The sequence below is a fragment of the Dialister invisus DSM 15470 genome (assembly GCF_000160055.1).
GTDB classification, from domain to species: Bacteria; Bacillota; Negativicutes; order Veillonellales; family Dialisteraceae; genus Dialister; species Dialister invisus.
Genome location: NZ_GG698602.1, coordinates 1,550,404 through 1,574,361, shown reverse-complemented (window position 1 = coordinate 1,574,361; position 23,958 = coordinate 1,550,404). Strand labels below are relative to the sequence as shown.

Here is a 23,958-nt window from a genome sequence, read left to right as displayed (position 1 = left end):
AAGAAAAGGGAATACTGGCAACGTGATAAATAACAACCCACAGAAAAACATTATTGATATCTCTATATACCGAATCCCACCTTTAACAGTAAATAAATCACCACCAAAATAGATAATAAGGGAATAAATAAGGCTTATAGCCAATCCGAGTATAAATGCTGCTTCGTAGGAGAAAAAAGCTATCTGTAAAAACACAGCCATCGATATGCAAAATAAAACAGAGAACATGCTTTCAAAGATCAATATTTTCCATATATTTTTTAAACTTAAACGATACAAACTCATTGTTTATACACCTCTGCTACTAAATGATTCGCTTGCTCAAGATTATCCCCTTGCGCTTTGGGATCAAATTGATCAAACTTTATATTTTCCCTTCTATAATCATCTATTGGCAATATGTTATACAAACTATTCATAACAAAGCTATTGCAGTTATTCGTAAGCAGATTATATCTCCAATAAGGATTCCCGTTATCTGTTGGCTCATAATAAGGTTTTTTACCCAAGCTGAATTATTCTGGTAATAATTTATCATTGAAATTAAATTGTATATATCACTCCTAATAAAAATATCTTTACCAATTAATATTCCCATCTTTGTTAATTAATAAGCTAATTCCACAAAAAACAATAGAAATATATGCTAATACTCTTACATTAAGATATAAGGCAAAAAAGCCAATAGTAGCTCCTATTAAAAATATAATCCTACTAATTCCTAAATGTCTCTTAATATTTTTTAGAATATTCATATTCTCTCTCCAATCTCTTAAAGTATAGATTATTTTAAGTAATTAATATCCATTCCGGTCTCATTATAAATCCATTCATTATATCCTATAACATCTGGACGATTTTCATATCGTTTTTTATAGTACCATACTATTGCTGACGCAATTCCATATGCAGTATTTAATCTACCCAAAAATCTTACTCCTTCAAATGCCCCCGCATATTCTTTTACAACGCCAGGATAATCCATTATAGCTCTTTGTGCTAAATAAGAAATTGCTTCTTTTGTCATTCCCTTTGATATAAATTCAATAACAGCTTCTTTTTCTTCCTGAGTAAGAGATGCACTTGCATTTTCCCCCAACTTTTCTATGAAATCATTGCCCTCCAGATTCCACTTCGTTCCCATCTGAGAGATATAGGCGCCTGTATGTCCGCTCCCTCCTGTCATCTTGGACAGGATTCCGCCAAAGGCGGCGGAGATGTTCTGTACGGTATCGGGATGTTTGTTTATCCAGTCTTTCCCCTTGGTCTTTTTCAGGTATCCTATGGCATATTCGTTGGCTCCTCCTGCTATCAGGCCGCTTAGGGCGCTTCCTCCGCTCTTGGCTCCGGTGATGGCTCCCAGCATTCCATGGAGGGCTGCCTTTTCGGCAGAGCCGTCTTTCCATCCATTGTGGGATGCTATCTCATGGATAGCCTGGTTCCCTACGATTCCCAGTTCTTCCAGCAGTCGTTTTCTTTCTTCTACTTTTGTTTTGTCGAAGATTTCTTTGAGTTTGTTTAAGCTGTCTTCTGTGTTCCTGTTCAGTTTCTCTATGTCCTGTTTCTGGTTTTCTTTGTCTGTGATGGTTATGGTTCCTTTGGATACGGCGGATCGGGTGGTTGTTCCTGCTTTCCCTTTGACGGACGGTATGGGGGTATTCAGAAGTCCTCTTTCGTTTAACGGGATTTTTGAGCCGTAGATGGTTTGAGTGATTTTGTTCATTCCGTTTCTTTGTCCTGTTATGGTGTCTTTCCCATATCTGTTATTTGTCCGGGAGTCTAAGGGATCGTTCTTGTCTCCTCTTCCTATTTTCCCGTTGTAGGATATTCCGTGTCCTCCTGTTTTGTATTCGGCTTTGTTGTCTATGTTTTCCCATGTCAAAGTACCGGTGGTGAGTTTGTTCTTTTCTGCCGGTGCTTGGCTGTCTATGACGGCTCCTTTGAGGCGGGTGTTGTTTTTGACTTGGATGTCGTATCCTTCTTTTCCTGCATAGATACCTGCCTGTTTTGTGACGCTTTCATAGGCGGAGTCTGTGGTTTCTGTCTTTTTCCCGATGGAGAAGTAGGGATCGTCCATTTTCTTTTTCCCTGTATCCGGACGGGTGATCCTGTCTCGTTGCAGATGGATGCCGCTTTCTTTGTCCCGGCTGTGGTAGGTATGGCTGTCCTGCAAGCTTTCTATGGAGAGGTTGTTTCCTGTTTTTACTTCTACTTTCTTCCCGCCTGCTTTGCTTCCTGTGATGTTCAGATCTTTGCCGCTTTCCATGGTCAGGGTGTTTTTGGCAGTGACGGCGCTTCCTGTATGGGTTATTATTTCTTCTTCCCTATTCCCTTTGGATTTTCCTGCGCTGATGCCTACATTTTGGAGTCCGCCTATACCAAAGGAGGCGGTAATTCCTGCGCCTTTGCTCCTGCTGTTCCCTTCTGCTGTCTTCCTGTTTTCTGCAGCGGTAAGGTTAATGTCTTTCCCGGCTTGCAGTGTCACGTTTTCTCCTGTTATCTGTGATCCTTTTACGGCAATGTTTTCATCGCTCTTTATGCGTACATTTCCTTTGGAAACGATCCTGCTTTTTTTGGCTTCTGTTCCCTGGTACCGGCTGTCAGATTTGGCGGACCGGCTTCCTATGCTGACGTCAAGAGTAATTCCCTTTTTCACGTCTCCTATGTTTTTATATATCTTTACCGCATCATGCAGGTTGAACCCCGCATCGGCGGCATAGAGTTTCCCAAGCAGTCCGTCATGCGCCTGTCCGGCGTTCTTTATCGGCCGGATGATATTGTCTTTCGCGGTAATCACGGCTCCGCCTAAGGATACGGTAAGGCCGCTCTTTTTGTATTCGTGTTCTTCTTTTCCTCTGCAGGTATTGTCGTGGCTTTCGATGTCTACGTTTCTTCCTGTGATGAGGGTGTCTTTCCCGGCAATGATGTCGGAGGCTCTGACGGTGATGTTGTTTTGGGCATGGATGGCGACGCTGCCTTTGACGCTTCCCACGGTGCTTCCTACCTGCACAGTTTCTTCGGTGTCATAGCTGTCTTTTTTCTTTTCGCTCCCGATGGTGAAGCCTAAGCCGCTTCCTATGAGGCCGCTTTTCTTTACCTGCCTGTAGTCCATGTTCCGTGTTTTCTCATCGGCACTGTCTGCGGTAATGTCATTTCCGGCGGTAAGGGAGACGTCGTTTTCTCCGGCTGCGGCAGAAGCCCGGAGCGCTATGTTCCGTCCCGCTGCCATCTGCACTTCTTTTCCGGAGATGAGGCTGCCTTCCGGTTTCTCTATGGCAGTGTCTTCTTTCATCGTGGTCTGACTGGTGGAGAGGCCGCCGCTTTCTTTGTACTTGAGCCCCAGTTCGTGGCGGCTGCTTTCTTCTCCCGCGGTGAGGGCGATGTCTCTTCCTGCGGACATGCGGATGCTCCCGTCTTTGCTTTCCGCGTAGGCAGCTTTTGCCGTGATGTCACGGCCTGCCCCGATCTGTACATTTCCTTTCCCAACAAGGACTGTCCCTTCGTCTTTTACGGTACGGTCTTTCAGGTAGTTGTCGCTGTCTGTAATGCCCTGGGCATAGTTGTCTGTATGCACGGCACCTATGCGGACGTCACGGCCGGCGGACAGCAGGGAAGCGCCTTTTTCGCCCAGCTGTTCCAGTTCCGCGCTGGAGAGGGACAGGTCATTTTTGGCAGACAGGATGAGCAGGCCTTCTTTGTCTTTGACGGCGATGCCTGCTGTTTTTGCCATGCCGGTACGGTAGGATCCGTTTTTATCCGCTGTGCGGTAGGTTTCCGAGGTGATATCTATATTTCCCCCGCTTGCCAGTTTGACGCTTTTTTCCGCTGCAAGGATACCGTGAAGCGCCATGTCCTTCTGTGTGTCCAGAGCAATATGCCCGCCGGTAAAGTTTCCATGGCCGTTTATGGTTCCCGCCTTAATGGAAATACCGTCTTTCCCCTGCATGGTGCCGCTGTTTTCCAGATCCTGTTTCAGATCCATCACGATACGGGAAGCGGAAATAAGGGATCCGTCAGGGCGCAGTTCTTTTCTGCTTCCCGCTTTGAGGTATACCCGCGGGACGAGGACGTCTTCCGTTTTCCCTCCGGGCAGGATGGCTTTCTCCCTGACAAGCCAGACGATATCTCCCGTAAGGGCCGCCATCTGTTCTTTTGTCAGCGCGATGCCCGGTTTCAGATCATATTTCCGGGCAAAGGCCGCGCCGCTTTCCATCAGTGCTTTATATTCTTCTTCGTCTCCGGTATAGCCGGGAAGGTATCTTGTTCCTCTGAGTTCCATGATCTGCTGTCTGACAAGTTCCTGTTCGTAGAAGCCGTCTCCCAGCCGCTTTATGGTTTTGTCCGGATCCCATTTCATCTGTTCATACATGTAGTCGGATGACAGGAATTTTTTTCTGTCGGTAAAGGCAGGATCTGTTTCAATAAGGTATGTGGCCGTGGTTTCTTTATTGATTTTATAAATGGATGTATTGGGTATGTTTCTGCTGATCTGTCCTGTAAGGGTCTGCGTATATCCTGCATCATCCTTTACCGTAAGGTCTTTCATGGAGGGGGCGGTAACGGCGCTGATGGCAGGCGAGGCATGGTCTTTCGCAATGACGGTCGGCAAATGGGCATCTGAAAGCGCCGGCGCTTCATACTCATCCTGGGGATGGCTGTGACGGCTGTGTTTGGTTCCCATTGCCACACGGACGACTTCGCTGAAGGTCACCGTATTCCAGCGGAGTGTTTCCGATTTCACTGCCGTGCTTATATTGGACAGATTCCCAGCGGCAGCCTTCAATGTGCCTCCCGCCTGCATGGCGCTGTCCTTGTTTAAGGCGTCGGTATCCAGCAGCAGATCCCCGCCGGATTGTATGGTTCCCGGTGCGGTGGAAAGAAGGATCGGGGTGATGGTTTTCTTTTTTGAGACATACAGGTAATAGTCTTCAAATTCTATTCTCCGGTTCGCTTCATGGACACGGGCGTTGTAAGCCGGTATTTTTTCTTCGAGTTCCCGCAGTTTCGCATCATACTCTGCCTGCCACGCGTCATAAGCAGGCGTCCCTTCAGGCGGGGGCGCGGAAGGCGGGGTGATTCCCAGCGTCTTAACGCCGGGCAGCTGCCAGTCAGGGCTGTCCCAGGTGGTATAATGCCTCCTCCGACCAAATCCTTTCCCGGATTTCACAAGGGGCAGTTCCTGTTCTTTTCCATACAGCTCGGGATGAACGATGTAATGGATATCCAAAGCGCCCGGACCTGTGCGGCTCCCTTCCTGCCCGATTTCCCAGGGGGCAAGCCGGCTCCGCAGCACGTTGTAGGTCTGTCCGCCCGCACTAAATCTGACACGGTCAGGTTCTGCCTGTTCCCACCCGCTTTCTTCCATGCCGAATGCCAGATTGGCATTTCTATTTGCCAGATGATCAGCCCGTATAGACATGTCTCCCCGTGAGGCGACAGTGCCGCCCCAGTTATCCACGGTTTCCGTTTTTTCTCTGCTTTTCCCGCGTATGGACAGGGTACTGCCGCTGTACAGCATGGCGCCGATTCTGTTATCTATACGGTCAGCCCTGATGTCCAGTTCTTTGCGTGCGGCTGCCGTTCCGGCAGGCATCCCGTGGATTTCTTCATATATGTCCGAGGCTGCTTTTTGCAGTGCCATGAAAGTTTCTTTTTTCGCCAGATAGACAGATTCCGCCGCTTCCGTTTCCGGAGAATTTCCTTGAGTGTTTACACCTTGAGCGGCAGCTAAGTCTTCCAGGGCTTTTTCCATGTCCCGCTTCGCCGTTTCCGCCTGTTCCTGTGCTTTTTCCAGTGCCTTTTCTTTATCCGCATCCACATGGTTATGCAGGGCAGCGGCAGAAAGACGGATAGTATCCCCGTATATTTTTCCTGTTCCTATATTGTCGAGGGTTCCGGCCTCTATGGATACGGTATCCGACGCCTGCACCAGCCCCCGGTTTTCTACCTGCCCGGCTTCGATGGAAATATGTTTTCCCGAAAGGGATGTATCTTTGGCATTGGCAACCGTTTTTCCGGAAAGGTGCAGTACGTTCCCGGCGGTCACATCGGTCCGGTTTTGTAAGTTTCCCGCTGTCACAAAGGTGACATTATTTCCGCCTGCCGCTTTCCCCTGAAGGAGCAGGTCTTCTTTTGTTTTTACCGCAAGATTCTGTCCGCTTACGATTTTTCCTTCCCGATTATCCAGCACCGCGGCCGAAAGGGAAATGTCTCCGCTGCTCTGTATCTTCCCTTTTGCATTGTTGACGGATCGGTCGGCATGAAGTGTGATTCCATCCTGGGCGGACAGGGTTCCTCCCGCATTATCCAGACGGGTTCCTTTGATTATGATATTCTTTCCTGATGATGCCGTACCGTTCTTATTACTTAAAACAGACGCGGAGATATCCATATCCCCGTCAGAAAGGAGTCTGCCTGTTTCATTGTCCAGTTCCTTCTCTGCTGTCATCTTCATGCTGCCTTTGGCAGAAAGAGTTCCTCCCCTGTTTCTTATCCAAGGCAGGACCAGCTCCATATCTTTTCCGGTGATGATGTTCCCCTCTGTATTATTGAAGGACGTTCCATACAAAGACGCATCCCCGCCGGCTATGACGGTTCCTTTTTCATTGGTGACGGTATTTCCCCTGAGGAACAAACTGCTTTCAGTCGTAAAGCGCCCTCTGTCATTGGCTATATCTTTTGCTTTTACGGATATGTCGCCGATGAAAGATATCTTTCCGTCTGTATTATTTATTTCCTCTGCTGATGCATGAAAAGTTCCATATCCGGAAATCTGTCCTTTTTCATTGGAAAGGCTGCCGGAAGAAATACCCAAATGGTTTCCTGCCAGCAGGGTTCCCTGCCTGTTGTCTACCCTCCCCGATTGGATTTCCAATGTACCGGTCTCTGTCAGTCCTCCGGCTTCATTGATGCCGGCTCCTACGGTTCCTGTATTGGTTACATGTCCGTCTGCCGAAATGGTGACGTCTTTCCCCGCGGCGATGGTTTTGTCGTTTTCCAGGCAGCTTGCGCGGAGGTCTGTATTTCCTTTGCTGTAGATGGTGCCGCTGTTTTTCAGGTCGCCGTTCCAGTCAAGGGTGAGGTTGTCTTCGGCGCTCCATGTGCCGCTGTTATTGACGCCCAGTCCTTTTTCTGTCCCCACTAAGGTGATCCGTCCGGCGTACATGCCTCCTATGGCGGCGGTGTCAAGGGCGAAGGCGGGACGCCCTCCTTTTCCTTCTATGGCAGAGGCTTCGAGGGTCTTTGCGTCTACGGTATTGGCCCCGGTGGTGATATGGAGGTCTTTGGCCCAGATGCCTGCGTTGATTTTCACGGCGCGGGAGAGGATGGCAAGGCTTCCCGTTTCTTTTCCGCCAAGGCCTTTCCCTTCGATGAGGATATCTCCTCCTGTGATGTCGAAGCGCTGCAAATGGTCTTCTCCGTCATAGACGGGTTTCCCTGTGGTGAGGAAGGCTTTGCCTGTATTGATGAATCCGCCTCCGTTTACGGTGATGCCGTTCGGGTTGGCAATGACGACGTCTGCTCTGTTTCCTGCCACTTCCAGAAATCCATCCATAGCGGTGGAACCCGCGCCGGTGACTTCGTTTACGATGATTTTGGCCGGTCTTTCCGCCATGTTATTGTTCCCCTGTACGTATCCTGCCAGTTCGGTTTTGGAGAGGGTGTAGGAGTTGTTCAGGATGGCGCCTTTGTCCGGCACGTTGAAGGTTTCGTATTCGTTCCGGGATACGCCGCCGGAGGAGGGGGCGGTGATATTGACAAGGGGTATGCCGTTTGCTGTTTCTTCTATTTGCGGCTGATGGCGGGCTTCCGCTTTCGGATCGGGCATGATGGGACCTGCCGCCATGCCGGCGGTGCTTGTCATAAACAGTCCCGCTGCCAGCCATATGGCTACATTCCATCTGAGTCGTTTGCTTGTGCTTGTTTTCATTTGTCATAACCTCTTGTCGTTTTGATTAAAATTTGACCGATTTCATTTAAAATTGACAGCCCAGCGTGAATCCGCCGGCCCATGTTTTCGTATGGAAGCCGTCAGGCTTGTATAAGGCTCTGCTGATAAAGGTGTCGTAGAAGAGTCCTGAGGGAAAGGTTCCTCTCATTCCCAGCGCCATGCCCGCGATGGTTCTTCCTGTCAGGATCTCTGTGGATACGCCGTATACGGCGCCTGCGTCGAGTCCTGCATATACGCTGCTGTGGAGGCGCGGAAGAGAGGATGACAGTTCGTTTCGGATGTACCATCCGTTTTCTCCCATGAGTGTGTATTCTCCGTCGAAGCCCCTGACGGTGTACCTGTTCCCGATGCTCACCATGTCTGTGCTGTAGAGGCGCATGCCGCCTGTCGTCCACTGCCCGTGAAGGGATGTGGTGAAGGATGCCGGCCGGTGTCCCAGGGTAAGGGGTTTCTGCCAGTCTATGTCCAGGAGCCACATTTTATAATGGGTTTTGGGACTCGCCGGATTGTCTGTATCAGGTTTCGCGCCGAACCATCCTGTCCCCATTTTATATCCGAGGCGGGTGTACAGTGTGCCGCTTCCTGTATAGACGCGGTCAAAGAGGCCTATTTCCATGGCTGTGGTGTCCATGGCCTGTACGGGGATTTCCATATCGTTGATGAAGTAGTGGGCGTTTCTTTTGGTGAGGCTTATGTCCCAGCCGTATTTTTCGTTTTTGGTGCGTCCCATGACATGGCTGAAGGTGAATTCGGTGATGCGGGTTTTCCCGCTGCTGATGAAGTCATAGGGATTGGATTTTACGGTCCGGTGGTATCGGTAGCGGTTGTGACGCAGTGTGAAGGTGTCCCATCCTCTGGGGATGGAGTAGGAAATGCCCTGCCCTCTGGTTCCTTTTTCGTATCCGTCCCGGGAGCCGTCTGTATTTCCGCTGATGCGGAAGAGGTCATTGGCATTGAAGAGCCGGTCTATTCCCAGGGCGGCGTTCCACTGGATGCTTCCTGTGTCTTCCAGTCCGGAGTCGTCCACGGAAAGGCTTCCCTTTATTTGTTTCCCCTTGGTTATGGAGAGTTCCACGTCTGTCATGTCCGCTTCTTCGGCAGGGAGGAGTTTCATGGATACGTCAGAGGAGCTGACGCGTTTCATCTGTTCCAGCCCCTGCTCCAGGCGGCGGATGTTCAGGATGTCTCCTTCTTTGATGGGAAATGCGTTTTTCCATGGGATGAGGGCGCTGTCTCTGCTGTAAATGATTTTATGCAGCCTGCCGGTTTGGAGGCGGAGAAGGAGTTTCCCGTTTTTCATATTCTGCTCGGGGATCACGATGCGGCTGGTCACGTATCCTTTGTCCAGCAGTTTCGCATTCAGGTCTTTTACCAGCCTGTTGACGGATGAAATCCCCATGTCCGTGTGAATATGGGGCTGTATGATGTCCTGCAGCCAGCCGAACTTTTCTTCCTGCCCCGATAAAATAATTTCGTCTATTCTAAACACGGGTCCTGCGGCACCTTGCATTTCCTCTTTTTCATTCACGCTGCTTCCCATATTTTCTATACGGGGTATGCGCAGCCTTTCCTGCCGCTCTTCTTCTCTCTGCCGCGCTTCTTCCAGCCGCTCTGCTCCTGTGTAATCTAAAACGGGAGCAGCTGATACCGCTCCCGTCATCATGGTTAAAAAAATAAAGGCTGTTACAATTTTCCCCTGCATGATCGCTCTCCCAAAGTAATATTTCAAATGTTTTTCTTATTTCCAATTATAGTTTACAGGGAAGGCATTGTAAATGTTTTCTTTGCTGCCCCTCTCCGCTTTAATTTTCTGCTGCGCCTTTTGCCAACATGACGGAAAGATCTTCTTTTTCTTCCTGCATATCTGTCTCCTTTGCCGCCGCTTTCGCCAGATCATCAATAGCGTAAACGAGGGGTTCTTTTCCTTCATCGGGAGTAAGGAGCATCATCACATCTATATGGTCATTTTCACGGAAGAAATACGCTCTGCCGTAAAAGGGCAGGATGAGTCCGTCGGAATCAAAGGTAATTTTCGCGCCCATCGTATAGAGATAGGCTTCGTCGGCTGTAAGTTTGCGATACGGCTCGAAATCGGACAGGGTGATTTTCACGCCTTCTCCTAATTCTCCCACCACGTTCTTCGCCCAGTTCTTCATTACCTCTTCCGCCCCTTTACGCAGCGGCGAGTCCTCATCCAGAAAGGCGCGGTTCATGCGGGAAAGGCTTCTCCATTCTTTTACGGTCAGGTATTCCCGAAAAAACGGTTTCAATGTATCCGCTCCCGCAGGAGGCAGCTTGGCGGTGACAATGTAACCGTAAGCGAATTTTCGGCTTTTTTGAAGCATGACGGAAAGCTGCCCCATGTGATAGGGATAGGTGAAATTGTGGAACTTCAGTTCCTGCTGTTCAGGGATATCCTGATAGGTAAACGCAGGCGGCAGATGTGCTTTCGCAATGGACTGCAAGTCATAAGCAGACGCGCCGCCGGAAATACAGAGAACCGTCATAAAGACTGCCGCCGTTTTCTTCCAACTCATGTGCCGCTCCTTTCCAGTCCATAGAAGGCATAAAGTAAATTTTTCCCGATTTTTTCCGCCGCCGTATGGCTTCCCTGTACGATAATGAGATAATACATGCCGCCCTGCCTGTACAGATTCGTATAGACCCACATCGGATAGGACAGGTGTCTTTCGTCGGAAATAATCACCCGCGCTTCCTGGGTCCAGCGATAGGTGCCGTCATGATTTTTATAGGCATGCCACGGTGAAAAAGAAACCAGTTCCGCCTGCAGCTTCTGCCCTTTGATTTCATCCAAACGGCCATTCAGCATCCGCTGATATTCTTCTATGCTGATTTTCGGCATGCCGAAGAGGGAGTGCGGCCGTGTCGCATCTTCATGGAATGCACGCTTCCAAAACCGGGCAGCCTTTTCCCCTTTCCCATGGAAGAAGGCTTCTTCTGTCCCTTTCACAACAGAGACGGAAGCGGAATAGGTGCCGCGGATATCGGATTTCCTGATCTGGTACAGATGAAGGGAGTCGTAAGGGTACGGCGCCCGGTCGGGGTACATGTCCATCCCCGGAGGCGTGGTGAGGAAGTACATCACTGCCGCCCAATCTGTTTTCCCGTAATCTTTCCGGTGTCCCGATTTCTTAAATATGGTTTCCGCGCGGCTGCCCCCTCCATCGGTAATCTGCACGTCTTCCCCGAAAGACAGTTTCCCCAGTCCGTCGATGACGAGATCCTCCGCCGCCGCGTAAAGACAGCCTGCCAGAATGAAAGCGGACAGAGCCGCCATGATTTTTTTGAACATGGAATTCTCCTGTAATATATCATTTATTTCTTCATTGTAAGGAATCAGGGATATTTTCTCAAGTCAGGCATTTCCGTCTCCCACAAAAAATATCCCGCCATGGGTTACACAGCGGGATATTTTATTTAAACACTTATTGCACGTCAGCTTGCCCATCAGCGGTTTCCGCCGTCCGGGGTTCCGCGTTGTGCTGCACGGAGAGCCTGCGGTAGCGGGCAAGCCCCGTACCTGCCGGAATCAGCTTGCCGATAATGACGTTTTCTTTGAGGCCGAGAAGCGGATCCACCTTCCCTTTGATTGCCGCTTCCGTAAGAACTCTGGTGGTTTCCTGGAAAGAAGCCGCTGAGAGGAAGGAGTCTGTCGCCAGCGCGGCTTTCGTCGTACCGAGAAGCAGGTTCTCACCCACCGCCGGTTTCTTTCCTTCATCTTCCAGATGTTCGTTCATGACGCGGTAAGCCACGATGTCCACCGTCTGTCCCGGAAGCCATTCGGAATCTCCGGGGTCATCGATTTTGATCTTGCGGAGCATCTGATGGACGATGATTTCAATGTGCTTGTCATTGATTTCAACACCCTGGGACCGGTAAACTTTCTGCACTTCCTTGACGATATAGTTCTGAGTCGCCTGTACGCCGAGGACACGGAGAATATCGTGGGGATTGATATTCCCTTCGATGAGGCGAGTACCTGCTTCGATTTCATCGCCTTCATTGACGGAAATCCTCTTTCCGAACGGAATCTTATAGGTATCGGATGTCTCTTCATTGGTCACGGTAACAATCTTGATATTCGCATTTTCCGGAGAGTCTTCAATGGTAACTTTGCCGGCGATATTGGAGATGATCGCGTTGCCTTTCGGCTTGCGCGCTTCAAACAATTCTTCGACACGGGGCAGACCCTGGGTGATATCTTCTGCCGTTGCGACACCGCCCGTATGGAACGTACGCATGGTCAGCTGGGTACCCGGTTCACCGATGGACTGTGCGGCGATGATGCCTACCGATTCGCCGATTTCCACATGGCGGCCTGTTGCCAGGTTCCTGCCATAGCACTTCGCGCATACGCCGTGTTCGGAATGGCAGGTCAGAATGGAACGGACTTTCAGACGGTCATAATGCTTTTCAATTTCAGCAGCCTGGTCGTCAGTGATTTCTTCATTCTTCGCGGCAATGATTTCTCCCGTTTCCGGATTCACCACATCTTCCAGCGGGCAGCGGCCGGCGATACGGTCAGCCAGAGACTCAATGAGACCCCCGGCTTCCGTAATTTTGCGGACTTCTACGCCTTCCGTGCCTTCCATGCGTACGGAAATCACCGGAATATCCGCAGCCAAAAGTTTTTCAGCCGCTTCCGCCGTAAGGACGGTTCCCTGCGCCAGCACTTCTTCTCCTTTGCGGTTCAGAGCCGGCGTTTCCAATTTCTTTTCAAAGAAGCGGACTGTCACATGATGTTTCACGATACTCTTGTATTCCGCTGCGACATCCTCCACGCCGAAGGTAACGGTTTTCGGTTCGCCCGCTTCTCCTTCCGCTGTGGGAACGGTAACAACAACGGAATCAACGAGGAAACGGTTCATAAGGGCCACATCGGACGCATCCAGTGTTTTCCCCTTCACAAGGAGAATTTCCCCGCTGCGCCGGTTCATGACGTCTTCTTCGAGAATGGAACCGTCCAATTCAGCGCGGTGGACATTGTAACGGCTGCGGACAGCCGCCTTGGAAACCAGTTTATTCCATTCACGATCGAAATTGAGTGTCTGCACATCGCAGTCTTCTTCCCGAATGATGACATCCTGGGAAACATCGACAAGGCGGCGTGTGAGGTAACCGGAGTCTGCTGTACGGAGAGCCGTATCGGCAAGACCTTTGCGGGCGCCGTGGGAAGACGTAAAGTAGTCAAGGACGGTCAGCCCTTCACGGAAGTTTGCCTTAACAGGCAATTCTACCGTTTTACCGGATGTATCGGCAATCAGGCCGCGCATCCCCGCCAGCTGGCGGATCTGGTTATCGTTGCCGCGGGCGCCGGACTGGGCCATCATGGTGAGCGGATTCATTTTCGTCATGGACGCTTTCATCGCTTCACCGACATCATTAGTCGCTTTTTCCCAAATTTTAACGACTTTCCTGTATCTTTCGTCATCCGTCATCAGGCCGCGGCGGAAATATTCCTTGATTTTTTCAATCTGCGCTTCACTTGCGGACAGGATATCATTTTTGGCTTCCGGTACGGCCACGTCATAAATGCCGATAGAAATGCCGGAAACAAGGGCATAATGGAATCCGAGGGCTTTAATGGAGTCCAGGAGATCTCCCGTTTCCTTGAAACCCAGCTTCTTAAAGCAGTCATTGACAAGTTTGCCCATCTGCTTCTTGCCGATAGTGATGCCGAGACCTTCTTTTCCGTCAGGACGTTTATAGAAGAAGCGGAGAGGTTCGGGAATGGCATAGTTGAAAATCAGGCGCCCCGGGGTCGTGATGACAAGACCGTGTCCCGGTATGTCCACTTTAATGAAATCATGGATCTGTACCTGATTCAGTGCATAGGCCAGCATGACTTCATCGTAATTGGTGTACGCGTGGAATTTCGAGGGGTCAAGCGCGTCTTCCTCTTCCTTGCTTTCTTTTACAATGGTCAGATAGTATGATCCCAGAATCATATCCTGGGAAGGAATGGCGACAGGTTTGCCGTCTTTCGTAGACAGGATATTGTTGATGGAAAGCATGAGCGTTCTCGCTTCCGCCTGCGCTTCCACGGACAGAGGCAGATGGCACGCCATCTGATCGCCGTCAAAGTCCGCATTGTAACCCGGGCAGACAAGGGGATGCAGTTTGATCGCCCTGCCTTCCCACAGGATCGGTTCAAACGCCTGGATGCCGAGGCGGTGGAGTGTCGGAGCGCGGTTCAGAAGTACGGGATGTTCTTTAATAACATCGCCAAGGACGTCCCAGACTTCAGGGGACAGCTTGTCCACTTTTTTCCGTGCCGATTTCAGATTGCTCGCCAAACCGCGGGCAATCAGTTCATGCATGATGAACGGTTTGAAAAGTTCGATTGCCATTTCTTTCGGCAGGCCGCACTGGTACATTTTCAGTTCAGGACCGACTACGATAACAGAACGGCCGGAATAATCGACACGTTTCCCCAAAAGGTTCTGGCGGAAACGGCCCTGCTTGCCTTTCAGCATATCGGAAAGGGATTTCAGGGGACGGTTTCCCGGGCCGCTGACCGCTCTGCCGCGGCGGCCGTTATCTATGAGGGCATCGACAGCTTCCTGCAGCATACGTTTTTCATTTCTGACGATGATTTCAGGCGCACCCATGTCCATCAGTCTTTTCAGACGGTTATTTCTGTTGATGACACGGCGGTAAAGGTCGTTCAGGTCGCTCGTAGCAAAACGCCCGCCGTCAAGCTGCACCATCGGGCGGAGGTCCGGCGGTATAACGGGCAGCACGGTGAGGATCATCCATTCCGGCTTATTGCCCGATTTACGGAAAGCTTCCACTTCTTCCAGCCGGCGGATGCTGCGGACTTTGCGCTGGTTGCTGCTGCTGTCCACATCTTCGCGAAGCTGTTTTTCCAAGGCTTCCAGATCCAGCTGGCGGAGAAGCTTCTGAATAGCTTCCGCCCCCATCTGCGCCTCAAAAGAACCGGCGCCGTATTCCTGGACGGCCTGCTGGTATTCCTGTTCATTTAAAACCTGCTTGTCCAGAAGCTTTGTTTCGCCTTTATCTATTACGATGTAGGCGGCAAAATAAAGGACTCTTTCCAGCTGGCGGGGGGACACATCGAGAATGAGGCCGATACGGCTCGGCGTCCCCTTGAAATACCAGATGTGAGATACCGGGCAGGCCAGATCAATATGACCCATGCGTTCACGGCGTACTTTGGAGCTTGTCACTTCCACGCCGCACTTATCGCAGACCGTGCCCTTATAACGCATTTTTTTATACTTGCCGCACTTACATTCCCAATCTTTCGTCGGTCCGAAAATCTTTTCACAGAAAAGACCGTCCGGTTCTGCTTTCAGTGTACGGTAGTTAATTGTTTCCGGCTTCGTTACTTCTCCGTGAGACCATAATCTGATCGTTTCCGGAGACGCAATACCGATTTTCATGGAGTCAAATTCATTTACGTCTAACAATTGCTCAGTGCTCCTTTCCGGAAATCAGGCATCCGGGTCATCGACAAGACCCGCTTCAGTTTCTATATCAGTTTCAGTAAAAGCCGCTTCTTCATTTGCAGGAGCCGCCGCTTCCGCTTCCAGCGTATCATTGAAAGAAGCCGTATCATCTGCCGGCACTTCTTTCCCTTCTCCGGCCATGCTGGATTCCATGGCATTTCTGGCTGCGGAAACGGAATCCTCACCTTCCATGGCCGCTTTCACTTCGTCTTTATGCCAGCGTTCGCCGCCATTGGACGGTTCCAGATCGCTTTCGTCCAGCTCTTTCATGACAACTTCCTCTTTGTCTTCATTCAGGACGCGGACATCCAACCCGATGGATTGGAGTTCCTTCATAAGAACCTTAAAGGATTCGGGAACACCGGGGCTCGGAATGTTTTCGCCTTTGACGATTTTTTCATAGGCTTTGACACGGCCGATGACATCATCAGATTTTACCGTCAGGATTTCCTGTAAGGTGTACGCGGCGCCATATGCTTCCAGTGCCCAGACTTCCATTTCACCGAAACGCTGGCCGCCGAACTGCGCCTTGCCGCCGAGCGGCTGCTGGGTCACAAGGGAATACGGGCCGGTAGAACGGGCATGGATCTTATCATCGACAAGATGATGGAGTTTCAGCATGTATTTCCAGCCGATCGTCACCTGTCCGTCCAGCTTCTCGCCGGTACGTCCGTCATAAAGATCGGATTTCGCATTGACCGGAAGTCCTGCGGCGGCAAGAGTGGCAGCCAGGTCTTCATCGCGGCAGCCGTCAAATACAGGGGTCGCGATGTGGACACCGGATTCTGTGGATTCGGGCATGCCGTAGGTGTCAAAATCATAGCCCGCTTCACGGAGCCGCTTTTCAAGCGCTTTCGCCTTTACGGGATCTGTCTTGGCTTCCTTGATTTCTTCGCCGAGCATATGGCAGGCCCAGGACAAATGAATTTCCAGGATCTGCCCGATATTCATTCGCGAAGGAACGCCAAGGGGGTTCAGCACCAAATCGACAGGACGTCCGTCCGGAGTAAAGGGCATATCTTCAACAGGCAGGATGCGGGAGCATACGCACTTATTGCCGTGGCGCCCCGCCATTTTGTCGCCTTCGCGGAGTTTCCGTTTCTGCGCGACGTAAACGCGGACGAGCTTATTTACGCCCGGCGCCAGTTCATCGCCGTTTTCACGGGTAAATTCCTTGACGTCGACCACTTTCCCGAATTCTCCATGCGGCACACGGAGGGAGGTATCACGGACTTCTCTTTCCTTATCGCCGAAAATGGCACGGAGAAGACGTTCTTCCGGAGTCAGTTCCGTTTCCCCTTTCGGCGTTACTTTGCCGACAAGGATATCGCCGGGACGTACATCGGCGCCGATACGGATAATACCGTTTTCATCAAGATTTTTCAAGGCGTCGTCGCTGACGGATGCCAGCTCTCTTGTGATCTCTTCTTCGCCCAGCTTCGTATCACGGGCATCACACTCGTATTCTTCAATATGGATAGAGGTGTACAGGTCATCTTTGCAGAGACGTTCAGAAATGAGCACGGCGTCTTCATGGTTATATCCTTCCCAGGATACGAACGCCACAAGCACGTTGTGTCCGAGGGCCAGCTCGCCTCCGTCGGTGGACATGCCGTCCGCCAGTGTCTGCCCGGCTTCGACTTTGTCCCCTTTGTATACGATGGGATGCTGGTTGATGCAGGTGCTCTGGTTGGACCGGAGGAACTTAATCAGGTCATAAGTATCATATTCGCCGTTATCCGCGCGGACGATAATCTGTTTCCCGTTGACAGAGGTAACCACGCCTGACCGTTTTGCAAGAACGCAGACACCGGAGTCCTGGCCGGCTACCCATTCCATACCCGTGCCTACAAGAGGCGCTTCCGGGCGGAGGAGCGGTACTGCCTGTCTCTGCATGTTGGCGCCCATGAGCGCACGGTTCGTATCATCATGTTCAAGGAACGGAATAAGAGACGTACCGATAGAAACGACCTGCTTCGGAGAAACGTCCATGAGATCTACTTCTTCAGGAGAAGCTTCCAGAACATCAGGACCGCGGCGGCAGGCCACATACCGGTTCAAGAACGCGCCGGTATCCGACAACGGCTCGCTGGCCTGAGCAATAACTTTATTTTCTTCAATGTCAGCCGTCACATAGAGACATTCATTGGTCACTTCGTGGGTCTTCGGGTTAATCCGGCGGTACGGCGTTTCAATCAGGCCGTACTTGTTGACAATCCCGTAATTGGACAGCGAGGAAATAAGTCCGATATTCGGGCCTTCCGGCGTTTCTACGGGGCACATACGCCCATAATGGGAATAATGCACGTCGCGGACTTCAAACCCTGCACGTTCACGAGACAGCCCTCCCGGTCCCAAAGCGGACAGACGGCGCTTATGCGTCAGCTCCGCCAATGGGTTCGTCTGATCCATAAACTGGGACAGCTGGGAACTGCCGAAGAATTCCTTGATGGCTGCCACAACAGGACGGATATTAACGAGCGCCTGGGCGGTCATCTTGTCCTGATCCTGGGTAGTCATTCTTTCGCGAACCACACGTTCCATACGGGACAAGCCGATGCGGAACTGGTTCTGGAGCAGTTCGCCGACACAGCGGACACGGCGGTTGCCGAGATGGTCGATATCATCGGGGCGCCCATAGCCCTGGATCATATTCAAAAGATAGTCTACCGCCGCGATAATATCCGCGCGGTCAAGAATCCGATAGCTGTCATCACGCATTCCATTGGAGCAGATCACCTTGACAGGTGTTCCGTCCTCTTTCTGGGTCATGACTTCCACCATTTCTACCTTGCTGAACACGCCGCTCTTCTTCAGGATCGCGATGGCTTCCTCGTCGATAAGGGCATTCCCCTGGATAATGATTTCACCGGTTTCCGTATCCACGATAGGCCCTTCCGTACGATGGCCCTTGAGGCGGTTTTCCCAGGAGAGTTTCTTATTCAGCTTGTAACGTCCGACCTTCGCCAGATCATAACGGCGGGGATCATAAAAGAAGTTGCGGAGCAGGGTCGTGCCGCTTTCTTCTGTCGCCGGTTCGCCGGGACGGAGCTTTTTATAAATAGCGATGAGTGCTTCTTTTGTATTCTGCGTTTCATCCTTCTTGAGCGTCTCTTCGATATGGATATCATTATTGAAAAGCTCCATGATTTCTTCATTGGAAGAGAACCCCAGCGCACGGATGAGGTACGTCACGGGCATCTTGCGGTTACGGTCGATACGAACGGAAACAACGCCGTTGGCATCAGTTTCCAGTTCGATCCACGCGCCGCGGTTCGGAATGAGCTGGGCGGAATAGATTTCCTTCCCGAAAGTGTCCATTTCCTTTTTGTAGTATACGCCGGGAGAGCGGACAAGCTGGGAAACAATAACACGTTCGGCGCCATTGATAATAAATGTGCCCGTATCCGTCATAATCGGGAAATCGCCCATGAAAAGATCATGCTCCTTGATTTCGCCGGTTTCCTTATTGACGAGCTGGACTTTGACCTGCAGCGGAGCGGAATAAGTAGCATCTCTCGTCTTGCATTCATCGATGCTGTACTTTTCTTTCTTGAAATAGTATTCGCCGAAATGCAGCGCCCATTTATGAGCACTATCCTCGATAGGAGAAATATCCGCAAATACATCCCTCAGCCCTTCTTTACAGAACCATTCGTAAGATTTGGTCTGCAAATCGAGCAGATGGGGCATCCCCAGAACTTCCTGAGCTCTGGCGTAGGTATATCTTTTCTTAGTACCTACCTGGACGGGTCTGAACATTTTGCTGTTAGGCATTCCACGCCTCACCCTTTCCTTCCATATAAAATCTAAATTTCCAACACATGGGAACAGGGATGAAAAGAGGACAAGGCCAAGGAAACACCGATTAAGCCACAAAATATCCTGTACTTCATCAGTGTTCCCGATTTGAGCCGGGCTCCTCTTTTCTCCGCGAGCCTTCTCACTATATATAAATAGAGACTGTAAAACATAATTTTACACGAGCGAAAAACATTCTGCAATATAAATCCATTTTCACCTAAAATGTTTTTTCTATATCTTTCTATAAAAATATTTTAGTTATAGATAAAAACTTATTTGCTATTGAAATATTTTATTTTAATATTTTCCTCTTGCTTTTCCCTGTAAAATATGCTACCGATTTATTCTATCATTTAATTCTCTCTATTGCAACAAAACCCGTTCCTCTATGAAGGCTTAAAAAAATGATCCATAAAAAAACTCCCTCTGCCAGAGAAGGAGTTTTCATTCTTGCAGTTTGTCCGTCACCGATCAGTCTTCCATGATCTCAAAGTCGTCTTTCCCGACACCGCAGAGCGGGCACTTGAAATCGTCAGGCAGATCTTCCCACTTGGTTCCCGGAGCAATTCCGTTGTCCGGATCCCCTAAAGCTTCATCATAAATCCATCCGCAAACTTTGCATACATATTTTTTCATGTCTATTCTCCTCTCCACAGTCCGTGCAAATTGCAATACTCATAAGCCGCTACGACTTCATCCCCTTCAGCAAGAACAAAATCAGCCACCGGCTTCATGCCCGGCTTCAAATCCACCTGCTGGCTTCCGGTCTTTGTTTCCAGAACAATCCAGGTGATATAGTGGTTGTCCAGCATGGGATGTTCCACAGAGCCGACCTCCACATGCACTTTCGATCCGTCTTTCGTAATGACGGGAACATGCTTTTCACCGGCAGCATCCGTAGTATTGGGAATCAATTCTTCGATTTCCGCATTTTTGCAGAACATGTCTTCCGCACACTCTCCAAGAACAGTGACTACTTTGTCGCACTTTTTACAACGATAAAATTTCATAATCCGCTCCTCTCCCAGGCATCCGCCTGGCAAACTTTCTTTTTCAGGATTCTTCCTGAAATACTCCATTCGTATTATATCACCGCTTTCAGGAAACTTCCCTACCTTTTTCCATTTTTCCTGAATCCCATATAAAAAGAGTTCTCTCCGTCAGGAAAGAACTCTTTTTATATTTCTATCTCCGCTTTATCTCTTATTCAATCACCATGAGAAGGTCGCCTGATTCGATACGGCTGCCCGCCTTCACATGAATTTCACTCACAATGCCATCCACCGGTGAGGTGATCGTCGTTTCCATCTTCATGGCTTCTGTGACAATCACCGGCTCTCCTTTCTTCACATGCCCGCCTTTTTCCGCAAGCACTTTCACGACGGATCCCGACAGGGTCGCCCCTACCTCGCCGGGAATATCCTTATCCGCTTTCCTTGCGGTCACTGCAGATTCCGCCACATGCCTGTCATGAATTTTAATTTCACGGGGCATGCCGTTCAGCTCAAACTGGATACGGCGGTTTCCTTCTCCGTCAGGTTTCGTGATCCCGTCAAGACGAATAAGGAGCATCTTCCCTTCTTCTATATTCACTCGGATTTCCTCGCCCGGTTTCATCCCGAAGAAGAACGTCGGCGTATCCAGGACGGACAGGTCGCCATACTGATGATAGCGGTCCATATAATCACTGAAAACTTTCGGATAAATACAGTAAGAGGAAATATCTTCTTCCCGCGTGGACATATGCCTGCCCTTCATTTCTGCTTTCACCGCGGCGAAGTCCACATCCTGCGGATGAGATTCCAGATGAGGTTCTTCCCCGCGCAAAATAATCTTCTGCAGCTTTTCAGGGAATCCGCCGTAAGGAACACCCAGTTTCCCATCAAAGAAATCAACCACGGACTGCGGGAAATCAAGGGCCGCACCCTTCTCATAAATATCTTCTTCCATCAGATGGTTCTGCACCATGAAGAGTGTCATATCACCGACCACCTTAGACGACGGCGTTACTTTGATAATATCGCCAAACATCATATTCACTCTGGCATACATGCGGCAAACTTCCGGCCAGCGGTCTCCCAGTCCCACCGCAGTCGCCTGCTGGCGGAGATTAGAGAACTGCCCTCCCGGCATTTCATGCTGGAAAAGCGTGGTATTCGGACTTGCCATCCGGCTGTCCACCCCTGCATAGTAGGGACGGATGCCCTGCCAGTAGCGGTCAATCGTTTCCAAGGCTTCGATATCCAGTTTCGGCTGGCGGGGATTGTTCTGGAGCGCATAGTACAGCGCCGTCATGGACGGCTGGCTCGTACCGTTTGAAAGCGCGCCTGTCGCCACATCGACAATATCCACGCCGGCTTCCGCCGCCTTTGCATAGCTGTACAGCGTCAGTCCGCCGCCTTCATGGCTGTGGAGGTGTATCGGAAGATCCACAGCATCTTTTAACGCCGCCACAAGAGCGTATGCCGCTTCCGGTTTCAAAAGTCCCGCCATATCCTTGACAGCGATCAGGTTGGCACCGGCATTCTGCATTTCCTTCGCCAGATCCGTATAATATTTCAAAGAATATTTCTGCCGCTTCGGATCCATGATATCCCCGGTGTAACAGAAGCACGCTTCTGCCAGTTTGCCCTTCTTGCGGACTTCATCAATGGAAATCGTCATGTGGCTCAGCTGGTTCAGACAGTCGAATATACGGAACACGTCAATCCCGTTGTCTGCTGCTTCATCAATGAAATGGCGGACCACATTTTCAGGATAATTCGTATATCCTACCGTATTCGCGCCGCGGGTGAGCATCTGGAAAAGGATGTTCGGCGCTGCTTCACGCATCCGGCGAAGCCGTTCCCAGGGACTTTCATCAAGGAAACGATAAGCCACATCAAATGTCGCGCCGCCCCAGTTTTCAAAAGAGAAGAGCTGCGGCACATGACATGCGGTGTAACGGATCGCGTTCATGATATCGTGTGTCCTCACACGGGTCGCCAAAAGCGACTGGTGGGCATCACGATATGTCGTGTCCATGATCATCAGTTCTTTCTGATCCATGACCCATTTGGAAAATTTTTCCGGCCCCCATTTTTCCAGCATCTGCCTTGTGCCGCGGGGTACTGTTTCCCCCTCTGCCGAAAGAGGCGCTGCCGGAGCGAAATCGGGCTTTTCCTTCGCGCCCGCCCCGGCATAGCCGTTGACAGTGATATCTCCGATATAGCGGAGCAGCTTCGTACCGCGGTCGCTGATTGCTTCAGGTTCATCCAGAAGCTGCGGATGGCGGTCGATGTAATTGACATCACAGAGACCTTCCTGGAAATCCTTCGTGCGGAGCATATTCTGAAGGAAATATATATTTGTCTTCACACCGCTGATACGGAATTCATCAAGGCAGCGGAGCATTCTGTGCACTGTGTCTTTCGCATGGAGCGCATGGGCCGTTACTTTGACCAGGAGTGAATCATAGTAAGGAGTAATCACCGCTCCCGTATACGCCGTACCAGCGTCCAGACGGATACCGGGGCCGCCGCCGGAACGGTAGGCGATAATCTTGCCCGTGTCAGGCATGAAACCGTTCTGCGGATCCTCCGTCGTGATGCGGCACTGGATCGCCACACCCTTGAACCAGATCGTCGGCTGCAGACCGATCGCCACCTCCGGACTATCCACCGAATAGCCTTCGGCAATGAGAATCTGTGTCTTCACGATATCCACATCGGTAATCATTTCCGTTACCGTATGTTCCACCTGCACACGGGGATTCACTTCAATGAAATAGAAATGCTCTTCATCCTGATCCACAAGGAACTCCACCGTCCCCGCATTGAGGTAATTGACATTCTTCATCAATTTGACGGCGGCACTGCAGATATCTTCGCGCAGCTTCTGCGGAAGCGACCAGGCGGGCGCCATTTCAATCACTTTCTGATGGCGGCGCTGGATAGAGCAGTCACGTTCAAACAGATGAATGACATGTCCCGCTTCATCACCGAGAATCTGTACCTCGATATGCTTCGGATTCATGATACATTTTTCCACATACACTTCGTCGCTGCCGAAAGCCATTTTCGCTTCCGATTTCGCGCGGTGATACGCTTCCTCCAGATCTTCCATGCGGTCCACATTCCGCATGCCGCGCCCGCCGCCGCCGTTGACCGCTTTGATCATGACGGGGAAACCGTATTCCTCGGCAAAAGCTTTGACCTCATCAAAGCTTTCCACCGCACCGTTTGTGCCGGGAATCATGGGGATCTGTGCTTTTTCCGCCTGGATACGGGCATTCACTTTATCACCGAACATGATCAGATGTTCCACACGCGGCCCGATGAAAATAATGCCTTCCTCTTCACAGCGTTTGGCCAGCTCCGCATTTTCCGCAAGGAATCCGTAACCGGGATGAACTGCGTCCACATGATGCTCCTTACAGATACGGATGATATCCTCTATATCCAGGTAAGCATCGATCGGTTTATCCCCTTCCCCCACCAGGTACGCTTCGTCAGCACGGTTCCGATGAAGAGACAGTACATCTTCTTTGGAATAAACAGCCACCGTCCTGATACCCAGCTCATTGCAGGCACGGAATACACGGATGGCGATCTCGCCTCTGTTGGCCACCAGGACCTTCCGGATTTTTCTCATAAGCAACTCCCCCTATGTGTCGATTGCATTCTTTCAGATAAAAATGGCATATATATTTTTTATTTTACTAAGCGCCGA

General features: G+C 50.5%; 9 protein-coding genes. All 9 read right to left on the bottom strand.

Going from position 1 to position 23,958, the window contains the following annotated elements:
• Positions 1 to 784: 784 nt before the first annotated feature.
• Positions 785 to 7,930, bottom strand: a complete 7,146-nt coding sequence (locus GCWU000321_RS07730; protein ID WP_007070638.1) for a two-partner secretion domain-containing protein — start codon at positions 7,928 to 7,930, stop codon at positions 785 to 787.
• 46 nt (positions 7,931 to 7,976) lie between these two features.
• Positions 7,977 to 9,653, bottom strand: coding sequence for a ShlB/FhaC/HecB family hemolysin secretion/activation protein (locus GCWU000321_RS07725; RefSeq protein WP_007070637.1), 1,677 nt, complete (start codon positions 9,651 to 9,653; stop codon positions 7,977 to 7,979).
• 100 nt (positions 9,654 to 9,753) lie between these two features.
• Complete coding sequence (locus tag GCWU000321_RS07720) at positions 9,754 to 10,488, bottom strand: hypothetical protein (protein ID WP_007070636.1); 735 nt, start codon at positions 10,486 to 10,488, stop codon at positions 9,754 to 9,756.
• Positions 10,485 to 11,264 carry a hypothetical protein gene (locus GCWU000321_RS07715; RefSeq protein ID WP_007070635.1) on the bottom strand — a complete coding sequence of 260 codons (780 nt, stop codon included), beginning with the start codon at positions 11,262 to 11,264 and terminating at the stop codon, positions 10,485 to 10,487. The genes GCWU000321_RS07720 and GCWU000321_RS07715 overlap by 4 nt, the downstream gene beginning before the upstream one ends.
• A gap of 133 nt (positions 11,265 to 11,397) precedes the next feature.
• Positions 11,398 to 15,405 (bottom strand): DNA-directed RNA polymerase subunit beta', encoded by a 4,008-nt coding sequence (gene rpoC / locus GCWU000321_RS07710; RefSeq protein WP_040381539.1) that lies wholly within the window; start codon positions 15,403 to 15,405, stop codon positions 11,398 to 11,400.
• 24 nt (positions 15,406 to 15,429) lie between these two features.
• A complete protein-coding gene (rpoB, locus tag GCWU000321_RS07705; RefSeq protein WP_083786263.1) occupies positions 15,430 to 19,206 on the bottom strand; it encodes a DNA-directed RNA polymerase subunit beta in 3,777 nt (1,258 codons plus the stop codon).
• Positions 19,207 to 19,719: 513 nt separating this feature from the next.
• Complete coding sequence (rd, locus tag GCWU000321_RS07700; protein WP_007070631.1) at positions 19,720 to 19,884, bottom strand: rubredoxin; 165 nt, start codon at positions 19,882 to 19,884, stop codon at positions 19,720 to 19,722.
• Positions 19,885 to 19,886: 2 nt separating this feature from the next.
• Positions 19,887 to 20,258: a desulfoferrodoxin family protein gene (locus GCWU000321_RS07695; protein WP_040382051.1), complete on the bottom strand. Its 372-nt coding sequence runs from the start codon at positions 20,256 to 20,258 to the stop codon at positions 19,887 to 19,889.
• Positions 20,259 to 20,451: 193 nt separating this feature from the next.
• Complete coding sequence (locus GCWU000321_RS07690; protein WP_007070629.1) at positions 20,452 to 23,880, bottom strand: pyruvate carboxylase; 3,429 nt, start codon at positions 23,878 to 23,880, stop codon at positions 20,452 to 20,454.
• Between the last annotated feature and the right edge of the window lie 78 nt (positions 23,881 to 23,958).

Excerpts from the sequence above, each read along its gene's own strand:
- GCWU000321_RS07730 (WP_007070638.1), bottom strand. The coding sequence starts at position 7,930 with ATGAAAACAAGCACAAGCAAACGACTCAGATGGAATGTAGCCATATGG.
- GCWU000321_RS07725 (WP_007070637.1), bottom strand. The coding sequence starts at position 9,653 with ATGCAGGGGAAAATTGTAACAGCCTTTATTTTTTTAACCATGATGACG.
- GCWU000321_RS07720 (WP_007070636.1), bottom strand. The coding sequence starts at position 10,488 with ATGAGTTGGAAGAAAACGGCGGCAGTCTTTATGACGGTTCTCTGTATT.
- GCWU000321_RS07715 (WP_007070635.1), bottom strand. The coding sequence starts at position 11,264 with ATGTTCAAAAAAATCATGGCGGCTCTGTCCGCTTTCATTCTGGCAGGC.
- rpoB (WP_083786263.1), bottom strand. The coding sequence starts at position 19,206 with ATGTTCAGACCCGTCCAGGTAGGTACTAAGAAAAGATATACCTACGCC.
- rd (WP_007070631.1), bottom strand. The coding sequence starts at position 19,884 with ATGAAAAAATATGTATGCAAAGTTTGCGGATGGATTTATGATGAAGCT.
- GCWU000321_RS07695 (WP_040382051.1), bottom strand. The coding sequence starts at position 20,258 with ATGAAATTTTATCGTTGTAAAAAGTGCGACAAAGTAGTCACTGTTCTT.
- GCWU000321_RS07690 (WP_007070629.1), bottom strand. The coding sequence starts at position 23,880 with ATGAGAAAAATCCGGAAGGTCCTGGTGGCCAACAGAGGCGAGATCGCC.